This is a genomic window from Nitratifractor sp. (genome assembly GCF_015487065.1).
Taxonomy (GTDB): Bacteria; Campylobacterota; Campylobacteria; order Campylobacterales; family Sulfurovaceae; genus Nitratifractor.
In genome coordinates this window covers 1-23,307 of the sequence record NZ_WFQN01000165.1, presented here as the reverse complement: position 1 = coordinate 23,307, position 23,307 = coordinate 1, and the positions used below count along the sequence as shown (strand labels likewise).

Sequence of the window (23,307 nt, the reverse complement as noted above, 5' to 3'; positions counted from 1 at the left end):
GCTCTCACAACCGCAGATATATTTGGCAAAGTTTTTGAGCATTTTGGTCCCCTGCTCGCTGTGATGCACTTCGGGGTGGAACTGGAAGGCATAGATTTTCCGGCTTTCATCGGCGATAGCGGCGTGGGGAGAATTGTCACTCACGGCGATGGTTTCGAAGCCTTCAGGGAGCTTCTCCACCCGGTCTCCGTGGCTCATCCAGACAATGCTGTTGTCAGGAACATCCCGGAAGATCGGGGTCTCCGGCCGGGTGATATGGAGCTTCGCTTTGCCATACTCGTGATGATCGGCGGGGATCACCTCTCCGCCGAAGTGCTGGGCGATGAGCTGCATCCCGTAGCAGATCCCCAGAATCGGCAGCCCCAGCTCCCAGATCCCTTCGTCGGGGTGGTAGGCATCTTCGGCATAGACCGAGGCCGGACCGCCGGAGAGGATGATCCCTTTGGGCTTGCGGGCCTTGATCGCCTCCAGATCCTCCCGATAAGGCACCACCTCGGTATAGACCCCGCTTTCACGGAGCTTCCGCGCGATCAACTGCGTATATTGAGAACCAAAATCCAGAACGACTATCGGTACTTCTTTTTTCACATCTTCCCTTTATGACAAATTGAACTATTTATAAAACAGAGGCTGGATTTGAAATTTGCATTGCGCGACTGAAGTCGCGCCTCCATCAAAGAAAGCGTTGCCAAGCAACGCATACTTCAACTCCTCACTCTTCACTCTCCACTCCTCACTGAATCAATAGAGTCCGAGGATCTCGAACTGAATATACCACAGAACCAGAGAGAGGATATATCCGGCCAGAACCGTCCAGCCCAGTCGCAGATGGCTGCCGAAGGTATAGATCCCCCGCATCCGCCCCATGACGCCGACGCCGGCGGCGGAACCGAAGGAGATCAGCGAACCGCCGATCCCGGCTGTCAAGGTCACCAGCATCCACTGATCGGTGCCCATCGAGGGGGAGGACTTCAGGATCGCACTCATGACCGGGACATTGTCGATAATCGCCGAGATGAACCCGACACCGATGTTGGCCGCCGTCGGTCCCACCAGATCGTAGAGGTGATGGATATAGTGCAGATAGCCCAGATAGTGGAGCGCTCCGACAGCGGAGAGAATTCCGAAGAAGAAGAGCAGTGTATCGTTCTCCACCTTTTTCATGTTGACAAAGACATCGAAACCGATACGGTTCTTCCGTTTGGCCAGTGAATAGGAGTAGAGCTTGAGCAGCGAGAGGCCGAACATCATCCCCCACATGGCCGGGAAGTGGAAAAACTGATGCCCCACCACGGCGATGAAGATCGTAAAGGCCCCCAGCCAAACCACCGCCATGCCGCCGTCCTTGATGACAGGAACCTCGGTAGTGGCAGCATTGAAATGGGGTTCCCCTTCGGGGACATAGAAGCTGAGGAGCCAGGCGGTCAGTACCCAGCCGGCGATCGAGGGGAGAAAAAGATAGAGGAAATCGACGAACTCCCCTTTGCCCGCTGTCCAAGCCATCAGCGTGGTGATATCTCCGAAGGGGCTCCAGGCCCCCCCGGCGTTGGCGGCGACGACGATGTTGATCGCACCGGCAACGAGAAAGGGGCGATTGGTCTTGTCGATGGTAAAAAGGACCGTGGAGAGGATCAGCGCCGTCGTCAGGTTGTCGGCGACAGGCGAAATGAAAAAGGCTAACAATCCCGTCAGCCAGAAGAGTTTTTTGTAACTGAACCCCCGGGAGACCAGCTTGTATTTGAGGGCGTCAAAGACTCCCCGTTCGATCAGGGTCTCAATGTAGGTCATCGCCACAAAAAGGAAGAAGTAGATCTCGGCGATCTCTTCGATGAGTTTGGTCATCTCCTCGTGCAGCGGAGCGGGATTGAGATGATTGAGGGCATAGTAGACCCCGATCATCATGAACATGAAGGTTCCTGCAAAAAGCGCCGGCTTGGCCTTGTTGATCTCGTATTTCTCCTCCGTGGCAACCAGGAGGTAGGCAATCACAAAGACCGCCAGGTCCAGGAAGCCGACCCAGGTGGTTGTCAGATCCATCCCTTCCATCAGCTCTCCTCGCTTTCAATGTAGTGGGAGCCCAGGGGCTCTTTGCGTGCCAGGGCCGCTTCGACGATGGCCGCCGCGGTATTGAGACGCAGCTCCAGCAGGCGGCCAATCTCCCGGTTTTTGGTATCGTAGATGAAGTTCTTGGCCTCGTGCAGTCCCGCCTCGGTTCGGATGATTCCCACATCTTTCCACATGATCTGCCGCAGCTGGTGTTTGTAGCTTTTGTCGTGCTCTTTGTGCAGCTGGGTATCGTAGTCTTTTTCAAAGCGGGGCACCGGACCGTCGTGAATGGGGGACCCGAGGATCGCCTCCACCGCCCGGCGGGCATAGATCGCCGCTTCCAGCAGCGAGTTGGAGGCGAGACGGTTGGCACCGTGCACCCCGGTCCGCGCTGCCTCTCCGGCAACGTAGAGTCCCTTCATCCCCGGAATACGACCGTAGGTGTCGCAGACGATCCCGCCATTGGCATAGTGGAAGGCCGGAGAGATGGGAACTCTGTCTTTGGGGAGGTGGTAGCCGATCGCCTCGAAGGTCTTGGTGATATTGGGGAAACGCCGATGGAACCACTCCTCCTCGAACATGGAAAAGTCCAGATAGACCTCTTTGCCGGTTTTGCGCTTGTAGTCGAAGATCGCCCGGGAGACGATATCCCGGCTGGCCAGTTCGCCCCTCGGATCATAGTCGAAGAGGAAGCGTTTCCCATCCTCATCGACAATATAGGCTCCTTCGCCCCGCAGGGCCTCTGTGAGCAGCAGTTTCCGGGCGAAGGGGGTCTTGACGAAGACGGTAGGATGAAACTGCATAAACTCCATATCCGCCAGGGTAATCCCCTTCTCGACACAGATGCCGTGGATATCGGCGCTGACGGTCCGGGAGTTGGTGTTGTAGGCATAGAGCGAACCGATCCCGCCGCTGGCGATAAGCACATGATCCGCATAGAGGGTCGTGGGACGGTAGTTGACCATCGCCCGCACGCCGTAGCAGCGTCCGTTTTCGATCAGCAGATCATAGACCAGGGTGTTGCGCTGCAGCAGGTGGGGATTGCGGGTCATCATGAAATAGTGCATATAGCGGCCCGTTGCATCTCCACCGGCATGAAGGATCCGGCTGGCGGAGTGGGCCGCCTCTTTGGTGTAGAGCAGCTCCCCCGTTTCACTCCGATCGAAGGGCATGCCCCGCCGCAACAGATCCTCCCGGAGTTCCAGAGACTCCCGGGAAAGAATCTCCACCGCCTCCCGAACATTGTGGTAGGCCCCTGCGGCCAGCGTGTCCTCAATATGATGGGGGATATCCGCTTCGTTCAGAGCCGTGACGATTCCCCCTTGGGCATAGAAGGTATTGCACTCCCAAGGGATATCCTTGCAGACGACCAGCACTTTCATCGATTCGGGCAAATGCATCGCCGCATAGAGACCGGCGATCCCTGCTCCAACGATGATGACGTCGTAGCGCTTCAACGGGAACCTTCCGTCCGATTGTGATCCTGGGGCGCGACGTACACGGGATCGGTCTTGTAACCGCATGCCGAGAGGGCCAGCGCCAGCAGCAGGGATGCTATAATGGCGGCATGAAAACCGCGCAGATGCTTCTTGCTTCCCTTGTCGATACCCATCGATTCCGTCCTCTTTCCCAGCATCACTGCTATCGTAAATTTCTGGAGCTGCTGCCGCCCCGTTTCCAGGAGGCGATCGCCTTTGTCACCGTCAAAAACCGGCAGCTGATGGTCGCCCTCTCCCATCCCGGCTATAAAATGGAGCTCAATTATAATCAAGATCTGTTAAAAAGCCTATTAAGCAGCCTGATAGCGCAATCTCCCGAATGCGCCTTCATGGCGGCGGACCGCATCGTCATCTTTGCCTCCAAATACCATCCGATGCCCAACGAAGATAGCACGGATGAAACCGTCCCCCGCTATGCGGAGGCCGCCGTCGGAGAGTTTCGCCTGCCCGACGCCGATCCCCGACTCCGGGAGTCATTCCAAAAGATCCGTCAGCTGATCCGACGCCACCGGGAGGAGCACGAGTGACTCTGGCCGAAACCCTGGCCGATCTTCCCGCCTCCCCGGGGGTCTACCAGTATTTCGACGGCGAGGGACGACTCCTCTATGTGGGCAAGGCCAAAAACCTCCGAAACCGGGTCCGCAGCTATTGGCGCTTCACCCCTTCACTGCGCCCTAACCCCGATCAGAGCCCCCGCATTTTGAAGATGCTGCACGAAGCCCGTTCTCTGGAGTATCTGGTCGTCGAGAGCGAAGCCGACGCACTCATTCTTGAAAATTCTCTGATCAAACAGCTCAAACCCAAATACAACATTCTGCTGAGGGACGACAAGACCTATCCCTATCTCTATCTGGACGAGGCAGCTCCCTTCCCCCGTTTCGAACTGACCCGCAAAGTGGTCCGGGGCAAAAAGGTCCGCTACTACGGCCCCTTCCCCAGTGGTGGGCGGGCATTGCTGGAAGCGCTCTATTTTCTCTTTCCTCTGGTGCAGAAGGCGGGATGTCTCCAGGGCAAAAAAGCCTGCCTCTTCCACCAGATCGGCCGCTGCCCCGCCCCCTGTGAGGGAAAAATCACTTCCGAGGAGTATCGACGCACTGTCGAAGAGGCCAAAGCCGCCATTCACAACCTCCCCCTGATCCTCCGGCGCCTGGAGAAGCGGATGATGAAGCTGGCCGAAAAGGAGCGCTTCGAGGAGGCGGCCAAAGTCCGGGACCAGATCGAAGCGATCCGGGGGCTGGAGATCCACTCCGAGATCGATCTGGCCCGTCAGGAGGATTACGACATCTTTGCCATCGACCCGGGGAGCGACCGGGGCGTGGTGGTCCGTCTCTTCATGCGCGGCGGGCGCATCACCGCCTCCAGTTACAGCTATTTCCGGCATACCGAACTCTATGACCCCGATGAAGCCTACCGGCAGGCCCTGCTTGACTTCTACCGGGAAGAGACCCCGGGAACCGCTTCGACGATCCTCCTGGCCCACGATTTGGAGCAGAGCGACGAGGTTGCAGGGCTGCTCAGTCAGCGATCGGGCCGACGCCTCAGGATCCTGACCCCCCGTCGGGGCCCCAAGGCCCAGCTGACCCGTCTGGCATTGAGCAATGCCGCCGAGCTCCTGCGTCGCAAGGAGCAACGGCCGGGAGAGGAACCCGTTGAACAGAAGGTTGCAGAGCTTTTCAACCTGGAACGGATCCCCTGGCGGGTCGAGGCATTTGACAATTCCCATATGATGGGGGAAGCCAGTGTCGGCGCCATGGTAGTCTGGGACGAAGGAGCCTGGGAGAAAAGCTCTTATCGCCGCTACCGGCTCGAGGCCAAGGACGAATATCATCAGATGATGGAGATGCTCGAGCGGCGCATCGGAGATTTCGACAAAGAACCGCCGCCGGATCTCTGGCTGATCGACGGCGGCGAGACCCTCCGTCGCCTGGCGGAAGATCTCCTCCGGCAGGCAGGAGTCAACCTCCCGGTTCTGGCCATCGCCAAGGAGAAACTCGATGCCAAGGCCCATCGGGCCAAAGGAGCGGCCCGGGACCTGCTCCACGGGCCGGCCGGGGAACTCCGTCTCGATCCCCGGGATGCCAGACTCCAGTGGCTTCAACGCCTCCGGGACGAAGCCCATCGCTTCGCCATCACCTACCACCGGAATCAAAAACGCCGCCAGGACCGCCGCATTACTCTCCTGGAACAAAAAGGGATCGGTCCGGCCACTCTGAGAAAACTTTTGGACTATTTCAGCACATTTGACGCGATTATGAACGCTGATGCCTCAACATTATCCGAAGTTGCAGGCGAACGCGCTGCCAAGACTATATGTATGCTCCGATCCGATGAAAAATGATCCTTTTTTCGGGAAAAAGTACCGGAATCCCCTCTAGATCTCAACTAGTTTAAATTTTAATATTCTACAATATGCAATATTTCGGTTGAAAAGGAACGTGGATGGGTCAGAGGGAAGAGCTCTACCGCTTTACCGAAGGGATGATCCATTGTGAAACCGACCGGGAGGGGAGAGTGATCTATGTCAACAAACGGCTTTGCCGCCATTCCGGCTATGAGAAGTCCGAATTTCTCGGCAAAAGATGCGATAAAATTCTTCTTGCAGGTACTCCCCGGGAAATCCTGGATCAAATCCGTCTTCGTGTCGTGGAAGGCAGAGGATGGGAAGGTCTGCTCCGTTATCAACGCAAAGACGGACGTCATTTCTGGGCATATAGCCAGGCTTCGGCGTTGACCCAGAAAGGTGAAACGGTCGGTATCGCCATTATCGGCCGCCCGGCAAGTCCCGAGGATGTCGCCAAAATAGAGCTGGAATTCGAAATAAAATCTATTCAAGAGAAAGCGAGGAAATAACTTATGTTCATCATCGATCAAAACAATCATCTCATTGCCGCTGATACCACCGATCTGACGCGATGGGGTTTTAGCGATATCCTCGATGCCGTCAAAGCTTTTCGGGAAGGGAACCTACGCTTTGAGAAAGAGGTAGCCATCCTCTTGCTTCCCGATGACAATACGATCCATTGCGAAACGGAGACTCTCGATTCACTTCTGGGAACCTGGTACCTCTGCCACCCGGTAGAAGAGGAGATCAGCGATATGGTACCGGAGACCGTCTCCACGCCTGCAGCCGAATCCGAAGAAGCGTTTTTACAGCTACTCCCCGAGTCTCACGAAGAGCCGGCGGCGGCGGAAGAGCCAACCCCATCCCAAATCACCGAAGAGCAGAGCCGGGAAGCGGAAGAGGGGCTGGAAACTCTCCTGAAACTGCTCCCTGAAGAGGAGGAGCCCCACGCCGAATCCGGTGAAGAGAGCGAGGCAGCTCTTTCACTCGTCAGCAACGCCGAGGAGACACCCGTCGCCCCCACGTCGGAAACAACCACTCCCTCTGACGAAGAAGGACTCCTGCTTCCGGAAATGCCGTCGAAAACAGAAGAAGCCCCCCTTCAGCTTCTAGCAGAAGAGAGTCCTGCGGAAGCGCAAACCGCCCCCGAAATTGAGCGCCTACAAGAACATCCCGAGATTGAAGATCTCCTGACCCTTGAAACGGAAGAAACGCTCCCACCTGCCCCCGCAGAGGAGGCTCCGGCCGCGGCCCAAGCCCCGACCCCTCAACCGGAAACAGAGGCGAAGACCTGGGAGGAGATCGAAGCTGCTTTCCAACCCGATCTGCGTGCCAACGCGGCTAACCTGGGTCTGGGGCTGAATGAATATCGTACTCTGCTTCAGGATTTCATCCAGGATTGTCGTCAGATGCATGCAGCACTCCTGGAAAGTGACACCACGGTCCGTCGTGAAACTGTTTCGGTGATGAAAGATGCGGTCGCGCTGCTCCAACTCAAACCCTTAGGGCAAATCCTTGATATGATTGAGTCGGCTGCACCGACTGACCGTACCGAAATCGTCGATACGCTGGAACGGATGTTGGAACGTCTTGAAACCTATGAAGAGCAAGCTGAGGCTGCTGCCGCCAAAGCCGTCGCTGAAGAGGCAACCTCTCTCCCTCGGGAAGAGGCCCCAACCGCTCCGGCCGCAGCCGAAAGTACCTCTCCCGCAGAAGAAGAGGCAAAACCGGCAGAGATCAAAGCCCAAGCGGCAACCTCTGCTGAAGCGTTTTTAAAAGAGGTCAAACCTATTCCCATCAATTTCAGCCTTCACATCGCGGCGGAAGAGCTCAACCTTCCTGAAGATCTCGTCCAGGAGTTCATCAGCGACTTTGCCAATCAGGGACATGAATACCTACCCGTTCTAATCGAAGCCTATGAGAAGAAAGATCTGGACAAACTCCAAAAGACCGCCCACATGCTCAAAGGAGCCGCCAGCAATCTCCGGGTAGAGGCAATGGTAGAGAACCTTTATGAACTGCAGTACGACAACGATATCGAGCGCGCTCCCGATCGAATAAGAAAATTCTACGGACAGTTGATCAGTCTGGACAATTTTCTCAAACAGCTTAACGGCTAAAGGAGGACGGACTCTATGAAAATCACCCAAAAACTGAAATTAATCGGCATTGTCCCTTCCGCTCTTCTTTTGCTGGCATCCCTCTATTTTCTCTACCTTTTCTATCTCAATATTGAAAAGGCGGGGGCCTACCGGACAGCCTTGGAGAACAACCGCTATCTGGAAACGGCACTGATCGAAACGGACAAAGAGCGCGGGCTAAGCCTTCTCTATCTCCAATCCGGAGCCAAGGCGTACCGTCAACTGCTGGAAAAACAGCGCGACTTGACCGATAAGGCCCTTGAGAGCGTCACATTGCATCTCGTGCCGCAATACAAACCTGTACTTGGATTCCTTCCCGGGGTATCCGAGGCCGCTTCACTGGACAGTACCCGCTACCAGAAACTCCAAAGCCATCTTCAAAACCTCGACACTTTTCGTAAGAAAGTCGATGAACGACACGCCACCGACGTCATAAAATTCCTGAAAGATTTCCAACAGCAATTCGACACCCCGATCCTTGCCGGACTTTCCCAGATCACCGCCCATACCCCCGATTTCTCTCTTGCCTCCCTCTCTCATCAGCTAAATCAGCTCTATCTCGGAGAAGAGGCTGTCGGCCTGAACCGTGATCTGATTGCCGGCTACCTGGTCAGTAACAAACCGATCAAGGCAGAGGCGCTTGACTTTTGGTCACAGCATCTCGGCGAGACCCCCCTGTTGCGTGCGAATCTCCTGACAGATCCCCGGCTCAAGAAGGCGGCAGAAACGTTGTTGGGCACTCCCGAGGCCTCCAAGATCTCTCAGGAAGCACTTGCCCTCAGTACCGCCGTTCTCTCAAAGAGTGCGGTCGGAAACTACGAGATCGATGTCACCCGTTGGTTCACTGTCCAGACCCGGCAGATCGCCCTCTACCATGCCCTGGCCAAACGCTTCAGCAACCTTGGGCTGGAACGTACTCAACGCTATGTCGGACATCAGTATCTTCTGATGGAACTGGCCCTCCTTGTTCTTCTTCTGGCATTGATTTTCCTCACCATCGGGTATCACGCTCTCCGTGACGTACAGACCAACCTTCAGGGCTTGCAGCGTAGCCTCCAGAAAGCGGCGGAAGATTTTGCCGGCGGCGGTGAAGAGTATGAAGAGATTTTCAAAGAGTTCCAGGGAATCGATTTCTCCACACGTGAGGGGATTGAAAAGGGATATCAGCTCTTTGAAGCCCTGATCAAACAGGCCCGACAGGATCGGCTCAACGCTATGGAAGAGAATGAGGCCAAATCCCTCTTCCTCGCCAATATGTCCCACGAAATCCGTACGCCGATGAACGGCATCATCGGATTTACCGAACTCCTCAAAAGTACCGATCTCAATGACGAACAGCGGGAGTTCACCAAAATCATCGAAAAAAGTTCCCACAACCTGCTGGGGATCATCAACAATATTCTGGACCTTTCCAAAATCGAGAGCAACAAGGTGGAAGTGGAGCACATCACTTTCGATACCCACCATGAACTCGACAGTACCGTTGACAATTTCGGTGTCATTACCGCCGAAAAAAATATCGAACTCTACTACTTTATCGATCCGGAGATCTCGCCTCATCTCAAAGGAGATCCCACTAAACTCAAAGAAATTCTCACCAACCTCCTCAACAATGCCGTCAAATTCACTGAACCCGGCGGAGAGATTAGTGTCGAGATCCAGAAACTTTCCGCAACCCAGGGAGATCGCAGTCTGATCGAATTCAAGGTCAGCGATACAGGAATCGGCATGTCCGAAACACAGCTCAAGAAAATCTTCCAACCCTTCACGCAGGCCGATAGTTCCATCACCCGCAAATACGGGGGGACGGGATTAGGGCTTACCATTACCAAAGAATATATCGAGTTGATGGGAGGTAAACTCAACGTAGAAAGCGAAGAGGGGGTCGGAACCACCTTCTCCTTTACTCTACCGATTGAAGAGGTCCGAGAAGAGACGGAAGACTATCGCAATACCTTTAAAAATATCACACTCTGCCGCTACCAGGGAGAAGAGGTTGCCCGACTCAACAATTACCTTGATCGTTACGCCGTCTATTTCGGCATGGAGTTTATCGATTTTACCTCCGTCGAAGCGTTGCAGGAGAAACTTGTACAGGCCAAATGCCAGGCAATTCTCATCGATTACGATCGGGCGCCGAAACAGCTCCGCAAAGCGCTCGATCACCTTCCCGAGGAAGAGCTTTTCCTCATTGCACGGGTGACGTCACGCAACGAACTTGAGCAGTACAAACTTGCCAATGAAAATATCCTCTTTAAGCCCGTTACCTTTACCAAAATCCTCTCACTGCTGCGAAGCGTCGTCAGTCACGACACTTCGGAACAGACAAGCGGAGCTGCTCCCAAAATCCACACACGCTATCACGGGAAAGTCCTGGTGGTTGAGGACAATGTCATCAACCAGAAACTGGTCAAAAACATTCTGGAAGGCATGGGACTTGATGTGGAGATCGCCAACAACGGTCTGGAGGCCTTTGAAAAACGCCGGAGTAACGACTATGATCTGATCTTTATGGATATTCAGATGCCGGTGATGAACGGGGTGGAAGCCACCCACGAAATTCTGGAGTATGAGGAGGATGAAGAGGTGCCCCATGTTCCCATTATCGCCCTCACCGCCAATGCGCTCAAGGGAGATCGGGAACGTTTTCTCTCGGAAGGAATGGACGAATACATCTCCAAACCCATCGAAACCTCCGAACTGATCTATATTCTCAACAAATTCCTCAAAGACAAGGCAACCGTCGAGACTGTCAGTGAAGAACCGGTTCCTCCAACTCAAGCCGCCCCTGAAAGAAAAGAGCAGACGGCAACCGCCACTCCGGCACCGCAACCTGAAGCAATAACGGAAAATGACGAAATCTTCCTGATCGCCAAGAATCTTCCTTTTAGTCGGAAGCTGCTGGCCAAACTTTTGGACTCACTGGGATATGCCTATCAGGTGGCACACACTCCCCAGGAGGCTCAAGAGCTCTTGGAGCGTCGCAATGTTTCAATGATATTCGCCGATGAGCAAATGTTGAAACCGTCGGTTCTGGAGGCAGCCAAGGAAAACGGGACAGTGATTGTCCTCACCAGTGAACCCGAAAATCCGAAACAGCTTGAAGGAGTCGACTACATTGTCTATCATGAAAAGTTAACCCGTGAAAACTTCAAGAAATTCATCAACAAGAGAGGTAAATAATGGCGCTGAAAGTACTGGTCGTCGATGACGACTTCATCAACCGCAAACTGATCCAGGCCCTTCTGAAACGGCATCCCGATCTGATCTCTCAAATCGTGGAAGCGGAGAACGGATCCGAAGCGCTTCAGGTGATGCGGGAAAACCCCGATATTAATCTGATTTTGCTGGATATTCTGATGCCCGTTCTGGACGGCAAAGAGTTTCTCAAGATCTTCCGATCCGATCCGGAAAACAGCAAAGTACCCGTCATCGTCCTCTCCACCGACGATACACAAAAGAGCACTGTCTTTGATCTGGGAGCCGAGGATTTCATCATCAAGCCGATTGCCGAAGAGGATCTCATCAATCGGATCCGTTACTGGACTCAGAATTTGGAGTCCTGATCCCTCCACTCTCTCTGCCGATCGATCCGGCGATATTTTTTCCCCTCTTTTTCAACCTAAATCATGAAGACGGGGCTAAAATCCATACCTCTGCGGAATCGACTGCTTTGCCATGGGTTGAGCTATCTGCTCAACCTAACGTGAGTCTCACCCGACAAAAATCAGACCAGTGCCTCGTTGAGCACCTCTTCGATGGTCCGTACCGGCAGGATCTTCACATGGTCCAGGACCTCTTTGGGGAGATCCTCCAGATCTCTTTCATAGTTTTTCTCAGGAATCAGCGCTTTGGTGACGCCTGCTTTGTAAGCGGCAATCAGTTTCTCTTTGAGCCCACCGATAGGAAGCACTTTCCCTGTCAGAGTCAGCTCCCCGGTCATCGCCACTTTGTTGTCCACCTTGCGCTCACTGTAGATCGAGGCGATGGCGGTCGCCATGGTGATCCCCGCACTGGGACCGTCTTTGGGCGTGGCCCCCTCGGGGACGTGCAAGTGCAGATCGTAGCGCTTGTAGACCTCACTGGCTTCGGGCAGTCTCCCCTCCTCTTTCTCTTTGGCGGTTTGGGGAATGATCTGGCGGGGGACCTTCACTTTGCCTTCATCGATGAGGATCTTGACGACACTGTGGGCGATCCGGGCCGACTCCTTCATCACGTCTCCCAGACTACCGGTGAGCTGCATCATCCCTTTGCCTTTGATCTTGATCGCTTCTACCGTCAGGACATCCCCGCCGACCGCTGTCCAGGCGAGCCCGTTGACCACCCCGACTTGGGGAGCTTCGTCGATGACGGAGAACTCGAAGACCTTCTTCCCGGCAAATTTAGGCAGGTTCTTGGCATTGATGCGGATATGATCGATCTTGGGATCCTCCAGGATCATCCGGGCGGCTTTGCGCATCAGCGTCGCGATCTTGCGGCGTAGATTCCGCACACCGGGCTCTCGGGTATATTCATCGATCAGTAGCCGCAGCGCTTTTTTGGAGATGCTGAACTCGTCGGGACGCAGGGCGTGCTTTTTGAGCTCCTGGGGGATCAGGTAGCGCCGGGCGATCTCGAACTTCTCCTCGGGGGTGTAGCTGTTGACGATGATGATCTCCATCCGGTCCCGCAGCGGCGCGGGGATATAGCCCAGTTCATTGGCCGTAGCGATGAAGACCACTTTGCTCAGATCAATGTGGAAGTTGAGATAGTAGTCCCGGTAGTGGGTGTTCTGCTCAGGGTCCAGGATTTCCAGCAGCGCTGAGGTGGGGTCGCCCCGATGGGTACGGCCGACCTTGTCGATCTCGTCCAGAACCATCACCGGATCCATGGTCTTGGCCTCGATCAGCCCCTGGACGATCCGTCCGGGCATGGCACCGACATAGGTGCGGCGGTGACCCCGCAGCTCGTTCACATCCTCCAGCCCCCCCAGCGCGATCCGCACCAGAGGGCGGTCCAGCGCTTTGGCGATGGAGTTGGCCAGGGAGGTCTTTCCCACCCCCGGAGGTCCGGCGAAGCAGAGGATCACCCCTTTGCTTTCGGTCTCTTTCTTGCCCCGCAGTTGTGCCAGCTCCTTGACCGAGAAGTACTCCACGATCCGCTCTTTGGGCTTTTCGAGAGAGTAGTGGTCCTTGTCCAGCTCCTCGGCGACCTTTTTGACGTCCAGATGGCCTTTGGAGAATTTGCCAAACGGCATCTCGAAGACCCACTCCAGATAGTTCTGCAGTACCACCGCGTCGGCACTATCGGGATGCATCCGTGCCAGGCGGTCCAGCTGCTTTTTGATCTCCTTGTAGGCATCCTCTTCGAGATAGGGTTTGATCTCTTCGAGTTTCTCCCGAAAGGCGGCGATCTCCTCCTCACGCTGGGTATCGACCCCCAATTCCTTCTGGATCTCCTTGAGCTGCTCTTTGAGGAAATACTCCTTGTTGGTCTGCTCGATCTTGTTGTGGACCTTGGAGCTGATCTCCCGCTGAACCTTCAGGGCTTCGATCTGGCCGACGATGATGTCGATGATCCCCAGGATCCGATCCTCGATGTTCTCCATGGTATAGAGTTCGTAGGCCTTCTCCTTCTTGAGGGGCAGCATGGAGGAGACCAGGTCGGCAATCCGGTGGGGCTCGTCATTCTCTTCGATGGTCTTGACCAGGTCGGCGGGGATGGAGCTGTTGAGCTGGCTCAGCTGCCGGATCTTCTCCCGGAGCATGTTGAGCATGGCATCGACCTTGAGGCGGTTGTAGCTGTCGTTCTCGACGATGCCGATCTTCGCCTGGAGGGGTTCGCCTTCCACGGGCTCCAGGATACGTCCTCTTGCCAGTCCCTGGAAGAGGATCTTGACCCGGCCGTCGGGCATGTGGACCTTGCGCATGATGCTGCCGACGACCCCCACGGGGTAGATCGCCTCGAGGCTGCGCTCCCCTTCATGCCCGGGCCGGGTGGTGGCGACGAAGAGGAGCGAGTTATTCTCCATGGCCGCCGTCGCCGCATCGATGTCGGGCTGGGAGCTGAGAAAGATGGGGCTGATCATAAAGGGGTAGAAAAAGAGTTCGTCTTCCGCAACGATGGGGAGGACGGTTGGAAATTTATCATAATCACTGAGCTGCATGGTTGAATCCTTTTGAGTCTTTGTTTATAAAGTCTTAAATTTTCTTTAAGAATATACTGCAAAAGGGGCTTTTTGTCAAGAGGAAACGCTGTAGAAAAAGCTCAGTGCCTGTACCGTTTCGTCATCCTGAACTCGATTCAGGATCCAGAGATTATGCAGGCATTCCAGGCCATGGATTCCGGATCGAGTCCGGAGTGACGGGAGTTTCCAAAAGTTCCGATCATCAATGAAACGGATTGAGCGAAGAGAGGAACCCTCCTTCGGGATCTTCGATCTGTTCGGGCTTGTAGATAAATTTCTTGGTCTTTTCCCGATAGATTTCTGCGGCTTCTTTCTTGCCGATATGGTCGTAGAGGCCGGCGATATCGGTATCGAGCAGATATTGGGCCATCTCGAGCCGTACAATCATCGTCTGCACCAGCGGGGCGTAGCGGCTCCCCCGATGAGAAGCGTAAAAGCTCTGACAGTGTGAAAGAGTCTCGGCAACCAGTTTCTGATCTTTGTTGATATCGTGGATCCCGAGAAAGGAGGCTTTGAGTTTGAGGAAACGGGCATACTCCGCCCAACCGCCACGAGCGTATTGCTTGAGAAACTCATCCAGGTAGTAATTGGCCAGCAGATACTCTTCGTTGGCCATATGCGCCTGCGCCAGTGCCAACATGGTCATCGGCAGCAAGGCAGATCCCATATGTTCACTCCGCAATGAGAGATACTCTTTGTCGGCTTTCTCCAGATCGTTTCCGGCGATGGATCGCTGAATCGCATCGTACCACCCCTGGGCACTTTTGCCGTACTCTTTTGCCTCTTTACCGCCGCCGAAACAGCCGCCAAGGCCTATCACCACCAGCAACGCTACGCCGACACGCCAATATCTTCTCATCGTTTTCTCCCACTTTGCAAGTTCTTGTGATAGTGAAGTATAGCACATTCCGGCATGACGAAAAGACGTAGGGTGGCGCCCTATAGTCCCACCGGAACATAGGTTCTGCCTCTCTCCAATTCGGGTTCAACGTCCCCTGTACATTGGACATTGGGGGCGGTGGGCTCAAAGAGCCCACCCTACGGCTACGGCTGTACAGTTTTATGAATCAGGCTGTCCGACAATATAGGCGTAGCCGGTCTCCGCTTCAATTGTGATAATGAGATTTTGTTCTCCCCCGGTAAATGTGAAGGTCAAATTGCAATCGCCGTTCATATAATCAGCATAGTCGTCTCCCGCCGTTGTCCCTCCTGGCGTTGTTTTGAGTCCATTGAAAGGACGGCCGAAATGATCAAAAGCGATATGTTTGGCCGTACAGGCTCCGGACGTCGTAATCTGATTGATGCCGTATTTATGGCCGACCACGACATTAGGACTCTCATCGGCCTGTGTAGGATTCGGACTGAGATGATACATATATTTTCCGTTGGCCGGATCGACGGCACACTCTTTTTTCTCCACGATACCGTTCTTATTGGTATCCGCTGAGACGGTATAGTAGGCGTTCGATCCACCGGTAAACTTGATCATCCATAGCGTCTGTTGCCAGTTTGGGTCAAAAGGGTCGGTCTTGTCGTCCGTCAGAGCCAGATGCTGTGTATAGCGAATTGCCGAGAGGATGTTATCCGCTGCTTCCTGTCGGATATCCCGTTCCATCCTGGGAATAGCCAAAGCCGCGAGGATCCCCACGACGACAATGACAAAAACCATCTCTAGAAGGGTGAAGGCCGGTCGTAAATTCTCTCTTCTCATCATCTCATATCTTTTGGAGTGTTCTGCGATGGTAAGTAACGTTCCGGTCACTACGATCCGGATCGCTGTAGCGGACAAAGACGTCAATCAACACACTCAAAGGAATCTCCGTATCGTTGACATCCGCAGCGAGGATCCTACCGCAGTTTGCGTTACCAAGCACATCGTTGGTCCCGAGATAGGAAAGTTTGACCTCGACAGTGTAGATCCCGTATTTTCCACGAATATTGTCAAGACATTGTCCACTTCCGCTGCTGTTATTTCGGTCATTGGCAGTCACTGCCATGATGGCATATTCGGTGTAGCTTTTGGCCAGCAAGGCCGACTGTTCTCTAAAAAACTGCGCACTGGTTCCTTTGACCATCTTGCCGGAAAGGCTAAGAATAAACACTGCCACTGTCGCCATCAGGACAATCACAAAGATCGCCGTGATCATTGAAAAGGCACTTCGCATTTTTCTCTTCATCAGAATACCGCCTTTTCTTTGCAGGCCGTTACATTGAAATCACTGTCGCCTATATTTTCGGATTTGCAGATCTTGAAACGGATCGTTCGTCCGTCCCCTTTGAACTTGAAGGTACTTACGTTGTGTAGCAGTAGTGATTTTTTCGTATTGCTCGGTATCGTCCAGCCTACTTTGGGGTCAAAACCGTAATAGAGATAGAGATCCCCGTTTTCCACCGAGAGAGCATAGGAGGTCCAGGCCAGCTTGTAATGTTCGACAATATGCCCGGCACCTCCTCCTTGTAGACTCAATGTGTTCCCGCTCAGGGGCGTAGTGAGATCGTAGCCGGTCGTATCGTGAGGGAAAAAGATCACCGGGCTCCATCCTGCCGGCAAAGCCCCGCCGTTGAGATTACTGATGACGGTATTCGCCAGACTCAGATCGGATCCGGGCGTCACCAGATTCGTCGCCGTATTCGCCGTATTATTGACATCGATGAGCCCGCTCCATCCCACCTTTTGCGTACTGCTTTTGTACCGGTTGAAGCTGTCGATATCCGCCCCCACCCATTGAAGCACATTATACGAAGTGCCAGAGTAGGACATCGGAGCATCAAGGTATTCGTAGCTTGTTGAAGTGTTGCTCTGTTTCCGCACTACGGTCCCGGGAATGGCCGCGGCCAATCGGTTGGCAATCTCCAAAGCCGCCAATTCGGTTTTGGTCTCGGCCCGATGCAATGCCCGCTGGAGGATGTAGCTTCTGTAGACCTTGGCAATCAGCTCGGATCCGAGGGAGGCGACAATGCCGAGAACCACAATGACAAAAATCAGTTCAATCATGCTGAAGGCGGGACGACCGTTGTTGACGATTGGTCGGTTCATCAGAAATCCCTCTCTTTCAGCTCCACGGCTCCAATATTGCAGCTAAAGGCCCTCAACTTGATATTTTTTTGAAGTTCACTGACGCCGCTGGTACTTATCAATGTGACTTCTATCTTTTTGATATTGGTCGTAGGCGCGGCACTTATGCTGTCGTTGAAATCAAACTCCAACGTTCGGGGCGTTGCGGCATTGGGATTGATATAGGTTCCGGCATCGGGAATGTCGGGATAGTAACGGACGGTCGTGTTGATGGTGACGGTGCTTTTTTCGACATAATCTGCCGTCGCATTCACCACTTGTTCCAGTGAGTAGGAGCTACCGTCAAAATCATCGATGTCATCTTCATCTCCCCTTGTCTCCCCGGCATCAAGTCCCAGGCTGGATGCGGTAAGCGAATCGTTTCCGTCGGCACGAATAAAGGTCCGTGCCCCTCTGGTCGGGGTACCGTAGCGACGACCGCTATACCCTATGCTTTTGTTTTCATCCAGCTGCCAATCTCCGTTACTGACATGCAAAATCGGATCGAGATAGCGATCGTCGGTGTCGTTTTCATCCCAATGGTAGCCGATAACCATATTCAGATGGGAGGCTGCTTCATTGATCGCCTCCTGTTGGATAGCCACATAACCGCTTTTGGTCGATGTGCGGATCAGGTTGGGAGCCGACATCAAAGCGATGCCGATCACCACAATGGCAAAAATCAATTCGATCATCGCAATAGCCGGCCGTTTGGAGCTGACGTGTATCCCTGCCACTTACCACTCCAATCTGCGCAGTTTTTTCCTGCTGGCATTGCTCTCAACGACGTGGCCTGTCTGACCATAACCTGCCCAACCGCTGGTCCCGATAAAACGCACACGGTAGAAAGGTTGCGGAACGCTGTTTTTGTCCTTGTTGTAGATCAGCCAACTGCTGGTATTGGATCCGACAATGTTGATCTCGGCAATGTCCGGCGGTGTACCGGTGTTGGTGACGGTGACAGTGCTGTCAACGCCCTCGACCGGATTGATGGAGGCGGGGGCGACGCTTCCGTTGGCATCACCTGTCAACGTCACATTTCCGTCCCCGTTGGCAATGCTGTGCTGCGTCGAGAGATACCAGTCAAAGGCTCCGGTCGGCCGGAAGATACTCAGATTCAAATCGTGTGTCGAAGTAAAGGGGTCGTTGTAGACCTCGATAGCAATCGGTGTTTTGGTCGCACTGACAACATCATCATAGAAATATTTGGAGGGTTTGGCCCGGGCATAGAAGAAGGTGGCATTGCGATCACCGCTGCCGGTGCCGTTGACTTCAGCCGTTTTACTGGCGTCGATGTTTGAAGTGTAAACGGAACGCACCGTGACGTTAACGTCGCTTCCGTTGAGATCGAAAGGATTGACCGGCCGGTTGTAGGTTCTAAGGTAGTTAAACATCAGATGTTGGCTTGCATTGGTATCATTCCAAGCTATGGCATGCGTACCGTTGGCTTCATCACTACCGCCGAATCCCAGCAAAGCTGTGGTGATATTGTGCTCATTGCTCTTCAGTGTGTAACCGTCGATTATCGGCTGCGGTACGCTTAGATTCACTTCGACGGGATTTTCATAATAGAGGTTCCCGGTTCGGAAATTGCGCGTAATGACATCCGCAGCATTTCGTGCGCTGATATTGACATCCAGATGCGCCGACATATTCAGATCTGATGACAGATAGGTGAAATTACCGTCCATATGGTTGTGCAGATGGATGTTTTCCACTTTGAAGTGGTCAGGGATGAAGGTCAGATTTTCATCCCCGCAAATCCAGGCGCCGAAAGGCACATTGGCGCTGCCAACTACCCCCCCCTCACAGCTCTGAGGCGTATCATCTGCATCCACATCGGCCCAATGCTGGTCCGTCAGATTCATATCGACTTTGCCGACATCATTGAAGATGATTCCGACCTCGGTGCTCATCCCGTTACTGATATTGAAGTTGTGAGCTGCCCAGCCAAGTGTACCGTTCATCGGGTGGGTACTGTCCGCTGCGGTTCCATCCTTGAGCATCAAAGTCTGAGAGAGAGCGAGGTCGCTTTTGTTGCGGTCGTAGTCCAAAACGGGGTTTCCTCCCTCATCAACAGCTTTGACCGTCAGGTTATAGTCTTTGCCCGAACGTAAGAGATCCAGTACGCCTGCACTTCCGGCAGAGAATTGAAACTCTTTGGGGCGAATCGCGAAATCGTCCTGTGAAAAACAGATTCTCATTACAGGTGTCGTAGAGCTAAATTCGCAAGAGTGGAGCGTAGTATCAGAACAATCACTCGCCGGATGTACTACGAAAAGATAGTCTTCATTTGTTTCATCATAACTATAGCTGGCACAAAATACAAATCCAACACGTGCATGTTGATGCGCTTTGGAAACGGAGAAGGGGCCGAAATCTGTCACATGAGAAGAAGAGGTCGCATCAAAGGTTCTGTTTTGGTCACTGATGAGCTCAGAAGAAGTTGAATCGTCTTGATCATAGTTATAGATTGCTACTACTATGGATTCGGCGTTCGGTTTTGTCTCATAGATATCACCGGCCTTGTTGAGACTTGCAACAGAAATATAGAAATTTTTTCCGGAGAGTTTCGTACTGATATTCTTGTCGGCGGGCGGGTTGCTCGCATCGTCCCGGAAAGTATCCCAGGCATTGAATGGCCCATAGAGGTAATGTGTCTTTCCTCCGCAGGCATGGATCTCACCCCGATAAAGTTTGCCGTCTTTGACGTAGGTACCCAACAATGTCGTATGAGAAAAGAGATTCGCACTCATCAGCGAACTACTATAGGTACTGTGCGTTTCGTTACTATCAAAATCAGGCAGAGGATCATAAGTCAATGTACGCGGCATTCCCAATCCGCTCATCCCCATAAAAGGACCGCTCAGCACATCACTGTCCGAACAATTCCCTGACGTACCGTCAACCCCACAATCATCAATCATATGGCCATTAAACATCGAATTGGTGATTACGTTGACGATCGGATTGTAAAGAGTATCATCCCCTTGATTCCTAAAATGTATGGTAGTAGTACATCCTATTCCGCCGCCAAAAAATTCTCCCATTTGAAAACACATAAATCCATCAAACTCCACCGGAGGATCGTAACAGAGATCATCGGCGGCTTCTGCGGCGACTTGGCATTTTTCGAGTGTCCCGGTATATTGGGTACCGTTTTGCTCATAATTAACGGTAATTGTTCCGTCGAACGGGCTGGAGCTTCCTGCTGCCGTAACCACCCCTAGATAGACGGTATGAGCTTTGTAGATATCAAAGGAGCCGATCGGATTGAAAACCGCCTCTTTGGGAGAAGTACTGACATTACAATCCGCTCCGGTCTCGTCTGTCCCGTCGATACCGCAGGTATTGTCCAACACTCCGGTAAAGCCGCTATAGTCCACATCGATATCACTCTGCGTGATCGGAGAATCGGAGAGATTTCTCAGTTTCAGCTTTTGGATACATCCCGTTCCTCCGGTAAATATGCCGTCTGCATTGAAGCAGGCGGATGCCAGTCCTCCTTTTTTGCCGTAAGATAACGACTCCATGCAGATCGAAGGATGATCGACATGGACAGGGCCGGCAGCGACGGTTATCGTCACAGTAGCTTCATTGGAACAGGCTCCATGCTCGTCACACGCTTTGTAGGTAAAAGTATCCGTACCGCTATAGCCGGTATCCGGCGTATAGGTGATATCCGGTTCTGCACCACTAAGTGTTCCATGAGACGGACCACTCTGGATGGGGTAGGAAGTAATAGCGTCACCATCAGGATCCGTAGCATCCAGATGTACGGTTACGTTTGTATCCTTGCTTGTCGTTACTGCTACATCATTGGCTACTGGAGCTTGGTTAGCTTTGACTGTTACAGTAACGGTAGCTGTATCGGTACCGCCGTTTCCGTCCGAAACAGTATAGGCAAAACTGTCTGTACCGTTATAGTCAGCATCAGGAGTATAAACTACTTTTCCACTTGAAATTGTCGCGGTTCCGTGCGAGGGTGTCCCGACATTTTTGATCGTAAGAGTATCCCCGTCCGGGTCGGTGTCATTGGCGAGGACATCGATGGTGACGGAAGTGTTGACATCGGTGTTTGCCGAATCATCCTTGGCAATGGGAGCATCGTTGACAGGATTGACCGTTACTGTGACGGTGGCTGTGGCTGTTCCACCGGTACCGTCGCTAATAGTATAGTCGAAGTGATCCGTTCCATGCCAGTTAGCGTTGGGAGTATATGTGATTGTGTTATCACTGTTTATAGTAACTTTCCCATTGGAAGGACCGTGGCTTGTACTGGTGACTGAAAGTGGATCACCATCAGGATCGCTATCGTTACTCAACACATCAATGGTAACGGCAGTATCTTCATCGGTGCTTGCAGAGTCATCATTTGCTGTAGGAGGATTGCTATCGTCATTTTGAATCGTAATCGTACTTGTACTGTCGCCGATAGTAAAATCCTGAGAAGAATTAGTCCCTCCATCACTAATGATGACTTTAAAGGTCTCATCCGGTTCGAGTTTTGTATCGCCGTTGACGGTCACAGAGATGCTTTTGGTTTTATCCGCATCATCGCAACTATCAAACCATCCCGGCACCGAAAACGTCACATCTCCGCTTGCACTGGCATAATCGTTATCACTTACTGTTGCCGTTCCATCCGCAGTTTCCCAGTGGATTTTGATATCGGAAGTATCGGGGCAATCAGATGAGGTGATCGTCAAGCTAACAGTAGATGTCCCCGAATTCCCTTCATCCACGGAGATACTGGTCGGAGAGATTTTGATAGTAGGGTTGTTGGATGACCCCCACCCTCCAAAACTCAACGTCGAAAAGACAATCAATCCGATCAACAAATTGACATTGATAATTGGAAGAGTCCGGCGATAGCGTTGAGTCGTTCTTCTTTCCCTCCCTTCTCTATGTAAATATAGCCATGGGAAAAATAGATAGGCAATCAACCTCTTCGTTTCCAACCGTTTCATCTTCTCTCCTTTTGTGCTCCGGTCCAACCGGCGGATTCGCTGTACCTGTATGATGGACCAACACGCTGGTCTATGCTTGACGGCCCGGCTGTCTGCGTCAGACCCGTGGCTTTCCGTCCCCGCCTCGCGACGGGTTTGGCTTTTCATCATAGAGTACATCTCTATAGTATAGTACAGATTGGCAAAAAAAGCAAAACATTTCCCAATTTTTCGGTATTGTTAATGTAAAGATATAGAGTGGTGCCCTGCGGGCCCACCGATAGAGAGCCCCGGCATTCGTAAACGGTGGGCAAAAATTGCCCGCCCGCCGGCTCCTCGCGGCGCTGAAACCTTCTTTGACCAAGAGATTTGTTATAATCCTTAATACTCAACACCCCAAAACAAAGGAACGCTCAATGAACAAACACATCGCAGGTCGGCACTTCGAACTGACGGACCCCATCAAAAACTATATCGAAAGCGCCATCGAAAGCCTGGAGAAATACAATCTGGAGATCATCTCCGTGCATTGCATCGTCTCCGGAGATACCAAAAACGGCAAAAAAGGCTACAGCGTTGAATTTGTCGTCAATCTCAAAGACAAAAACACCATCGTCATCACCCAACGGGACAAAGATGTCTATGCCGCTATCGACCTGGCGCTGGAGCGGATGAAAAAGAGCCTGCGCCGCTATGCCGACAAAATCAAAGACAAGGGCGGTAATCTGAGCCTGCGGGAGCTCGAGAGCGAGATCGAAGAGGCCGAGGAGCAGCTCGACTTCGTCAACGACATCGACGACGACATCGTCCCCATGGATCTGGAGCTTCACAAACCCCTCGATTTCGAAGAAGCCCGTGAGATGCTGGCCGCCGATCCCAAACGCCAGTTCATCGTCTTTAACGACAACGAAGGACGCCTGCGGGTCATGTACAAGCGCTCCGACGGGAAATACGGGCTCTACTAGGATCGTCGGGTTCCGGGCGTTAAGCCTTCGGCACCCCAACAGGCACATCCCATCTTCCATCTTCCATTTTCAATCTTCCATCCTCCACCATTCCTAAAGCTTTTTAGGGGATAATATCTCTATGCTGCAACAATATGTCGAAGCG

At 53.0% G+C, this 23,307-nt stretch carries 17 protein-coding genes and 1 riboswitch; of the genes, 7 read left to right on the top strand and 10 right to left on the bottom strand.

The annotated features are described in order from the left end of the window. The 3 genes from guaA to nadB form a co-directional block, all read right to left on the bottom strand. On the bottom strand, positions 1–588 hold a 588-nt coding region (gene guaA, locus F8I07_RS09460; RefSeq protein ID WP_292658861.1), incomplete at its 3' end, for a glutamine-hydrolyzing GMP synthase. Between the two features lie 153 nt (positions 589–741). Further along, a complete protein-coding gene (gene nhaD / locus F8I07_RS09455) occupies positions 742–2,046 on the bottom strand; it encodes a sodium:proton antiporter NhaD (protein ID WP_292658859.1) in 1,305 nt (434 codons plus the stop codon). After that, positions 2,046–3,503, bottom strand: a complete 1,458-nt coding sequence (gene nadB, locus F8I07_RS09450; RefSeq protein ID WP_292658856.1) for an L-aspartate oxidase — start codon at positions 3,501–3,503, stop codon at positions 2,046–2,048. The genes nhaD and nadB overlap by 1 nt, the downstream gene beginning before the upstream one ends. Positions 3,504–3,613: 110 nt before the next feature. Here nadB and F8I07_RS09445 point away from each other — a divergent pair, with 110 nt between their 5' ends. The 6 genes from F8I07_RS09445 (at position 3,614) to F8I07_RS09420 (ending at position 11,593) form a co-directional block, all read left to right on the top strand. Beyond that, entirely contained in the window at positions 3,614–4,072 is a 459-nt protein-coding gene (locus F8I07_RS09445) for a hypothetical protein (protein ID WP_292658854.1), read from the top strand. After that, on the top strand, positions 4,069–5,883 hold the full coding sequence (uvrC, locus tag F8I07_RS09440; RefSeq protein WP_292658851.1) for an excinuclease ABC subunit UvrC: 1,815 nt from the start codon (positions 4,069–4,071) through the stop codon (positions 5,881–5,883). Before F8I07_RS09445 ends, uvrC begins: the two co-directional genes overlap by 4 nt. Positions 5,884–5,984: 101 nt before the next feature. Beyond that, the gene (locus F8I07_RS09435; RefSeq protein ID WP_292658849.1) at positions 5,985–6,395 is read left to right on the top strand and encodes a PAS domain-containing protein; all 411 of its coding nucleotides are present in this window, start codon (positions 5,985–5,987) and stop codon (positions 6,393–6,395) included. A 3-nt stretch (positions 6,396–6,398) separates the two neighbouring features. Then, positions 6,399–8,006 (top strand): Hpt domain-containing protein, encoded by a 1,608-nt coding sequence (locus F8I07_RS09430; protein WP_292658847.1) that lies wholly within the window; start codon positions 6,399–6,401, stop codon positions 8,004–8,006. 15 nt (positions 8,007–8,021) lie between these two features. Beyond that, complete coding sequence (locus F8I07_RS09425; RefSeq protein WP_292658845.1) at positions 8,022–11,210, top strand: ATP-binding protein; 3,189 nt, start codon at positions 8,022–8,024, stop codon at positions 11,208–11,210. After that, positions 11,210–11,593: a response regulator gene (locus F8I07_RS09420; protein WP_292658843.1), complete on the top strand. Its 384-nt coding sequence runs from the start codon at positions 11,210–11,212 to the stop codon at positions 11,591–11,593. Before F8I07_RS09425 ends, F8I07_RS09420 begins: the two co-directional genes overlap by 1 nt. Before the next feature lie 161 nt (positions 11,594–11,754). Here F8I07_RS09420 and lon read toward each other — a convergent pair whose 3' ends face one another. From lon to F8I07_RS09385, 7 genes are all read right to left on the bottom strand, one after another. Further along, entirely contained in the window at positions 11,755–14,172 is a 2,418-nt protein-coding gene (lon, locus tag F8I07_RS09415) for an endopeptidase La (protein ID WP_292658840.1), read from the bottom strand. A gap of 223 nt (positions 14,173–14,395) precedes the next feature. After that, positions 14,396–15,052: an outer membrane protein assembly factor BamD gene (gene bamD, locus F8I07_RS09410; RefSeq protein ID WP_292658837.1), complete on the bottom strand. Its 657-nt coding sequence runs from the start codon at positions 15,050–15,052 to the stop codon at positions 14,396–14,398. Positions 15,053–15,253: 201 nt separating this feature from the next. Continuing rightward, the gene (locus tag F8I07_RS09405; RefSeq protein WP_292658835.1) at positions 15,254–15,907 is read right to left on the bottom strand and encodes a type II secretion system protein; all 654 of its coding nucleotides are present in this window, start codon (positions 15,905–15,907) and stop codon (positions 15,254–15,256) included. A gap of 1 nt (position 15,908) precedes the next feature. Beyond that, positions 15,909–16,370: a type II secretion system protein gene (locus F8I07_RS09400; RefSeq protein WP_292658833.1), complete on the bottom strand. Its 462-nt coding sequence runs from the start codon at positions 16,368–16,370 to the stop codon at positions 15,909–15,911. Then, positions 16,370–17,230 (bottom strand): type II secretion system protein, encoded by an 861-nt coding sequence (locus F8I07_RS09395; protein WP_292658831.1) that lies wholly within the window; start codon positions 17,228–17,230, stop codon positions 16,370–16,372. The genes F8I07_RS09400 and F8I07_RS09395 overlap by 1 nt, the downstream gene beginning before the upstream one ends. Then, a complete protein-coding gene (locus F8I07_RS09390) occupies positions 17,230–17,985 on the bottom strand; it encodes a type II secretion system protein (protein WP_292658829.1) in 756 nt (251 codons plus the stop codon). Before F8I07_RS09390 ends, F8I07_RS09395 begins: the two co-directional genes overlap by 1 nt. Further along, positions 17,986–22,218 carry an Ig-like domain-containing protein gene (locus F8I07_RS09385; protein ID WP_292658826.1) on the bottom strand — a complete coding sequence of 1,411 codons (4,233 nt, stop codon included), beginning with the start codon at positions 22,216–22,218 and terminating at the stop codon, positions 17,986–17,988. A 75-nt stretch (positions 22,219–22,293) separates the two neighbouring features. Then, positions 22,294–22,368: riboswitch (cyclic di-GMP riboswitch) on the bottom strand. Between the two features lie 245 nt (positions 22,369–22,613). Here F8I07_RS09385 and raiA point away from each other — a divergent pair. Then, complete coding sequence (gene raiA, locus F8I07_RS09380) at positions 22,614–23,162, top strand: ribosome-associated translation inhibitor RaiA (protein ID WP_292658824.1); 549 nt, start codon at positions 22,614–22,616, stop codon at positions 23,160–23,162. The last annotated feature ends 145 nt before the right edge of the window (positions 23,163–23,307 follow it).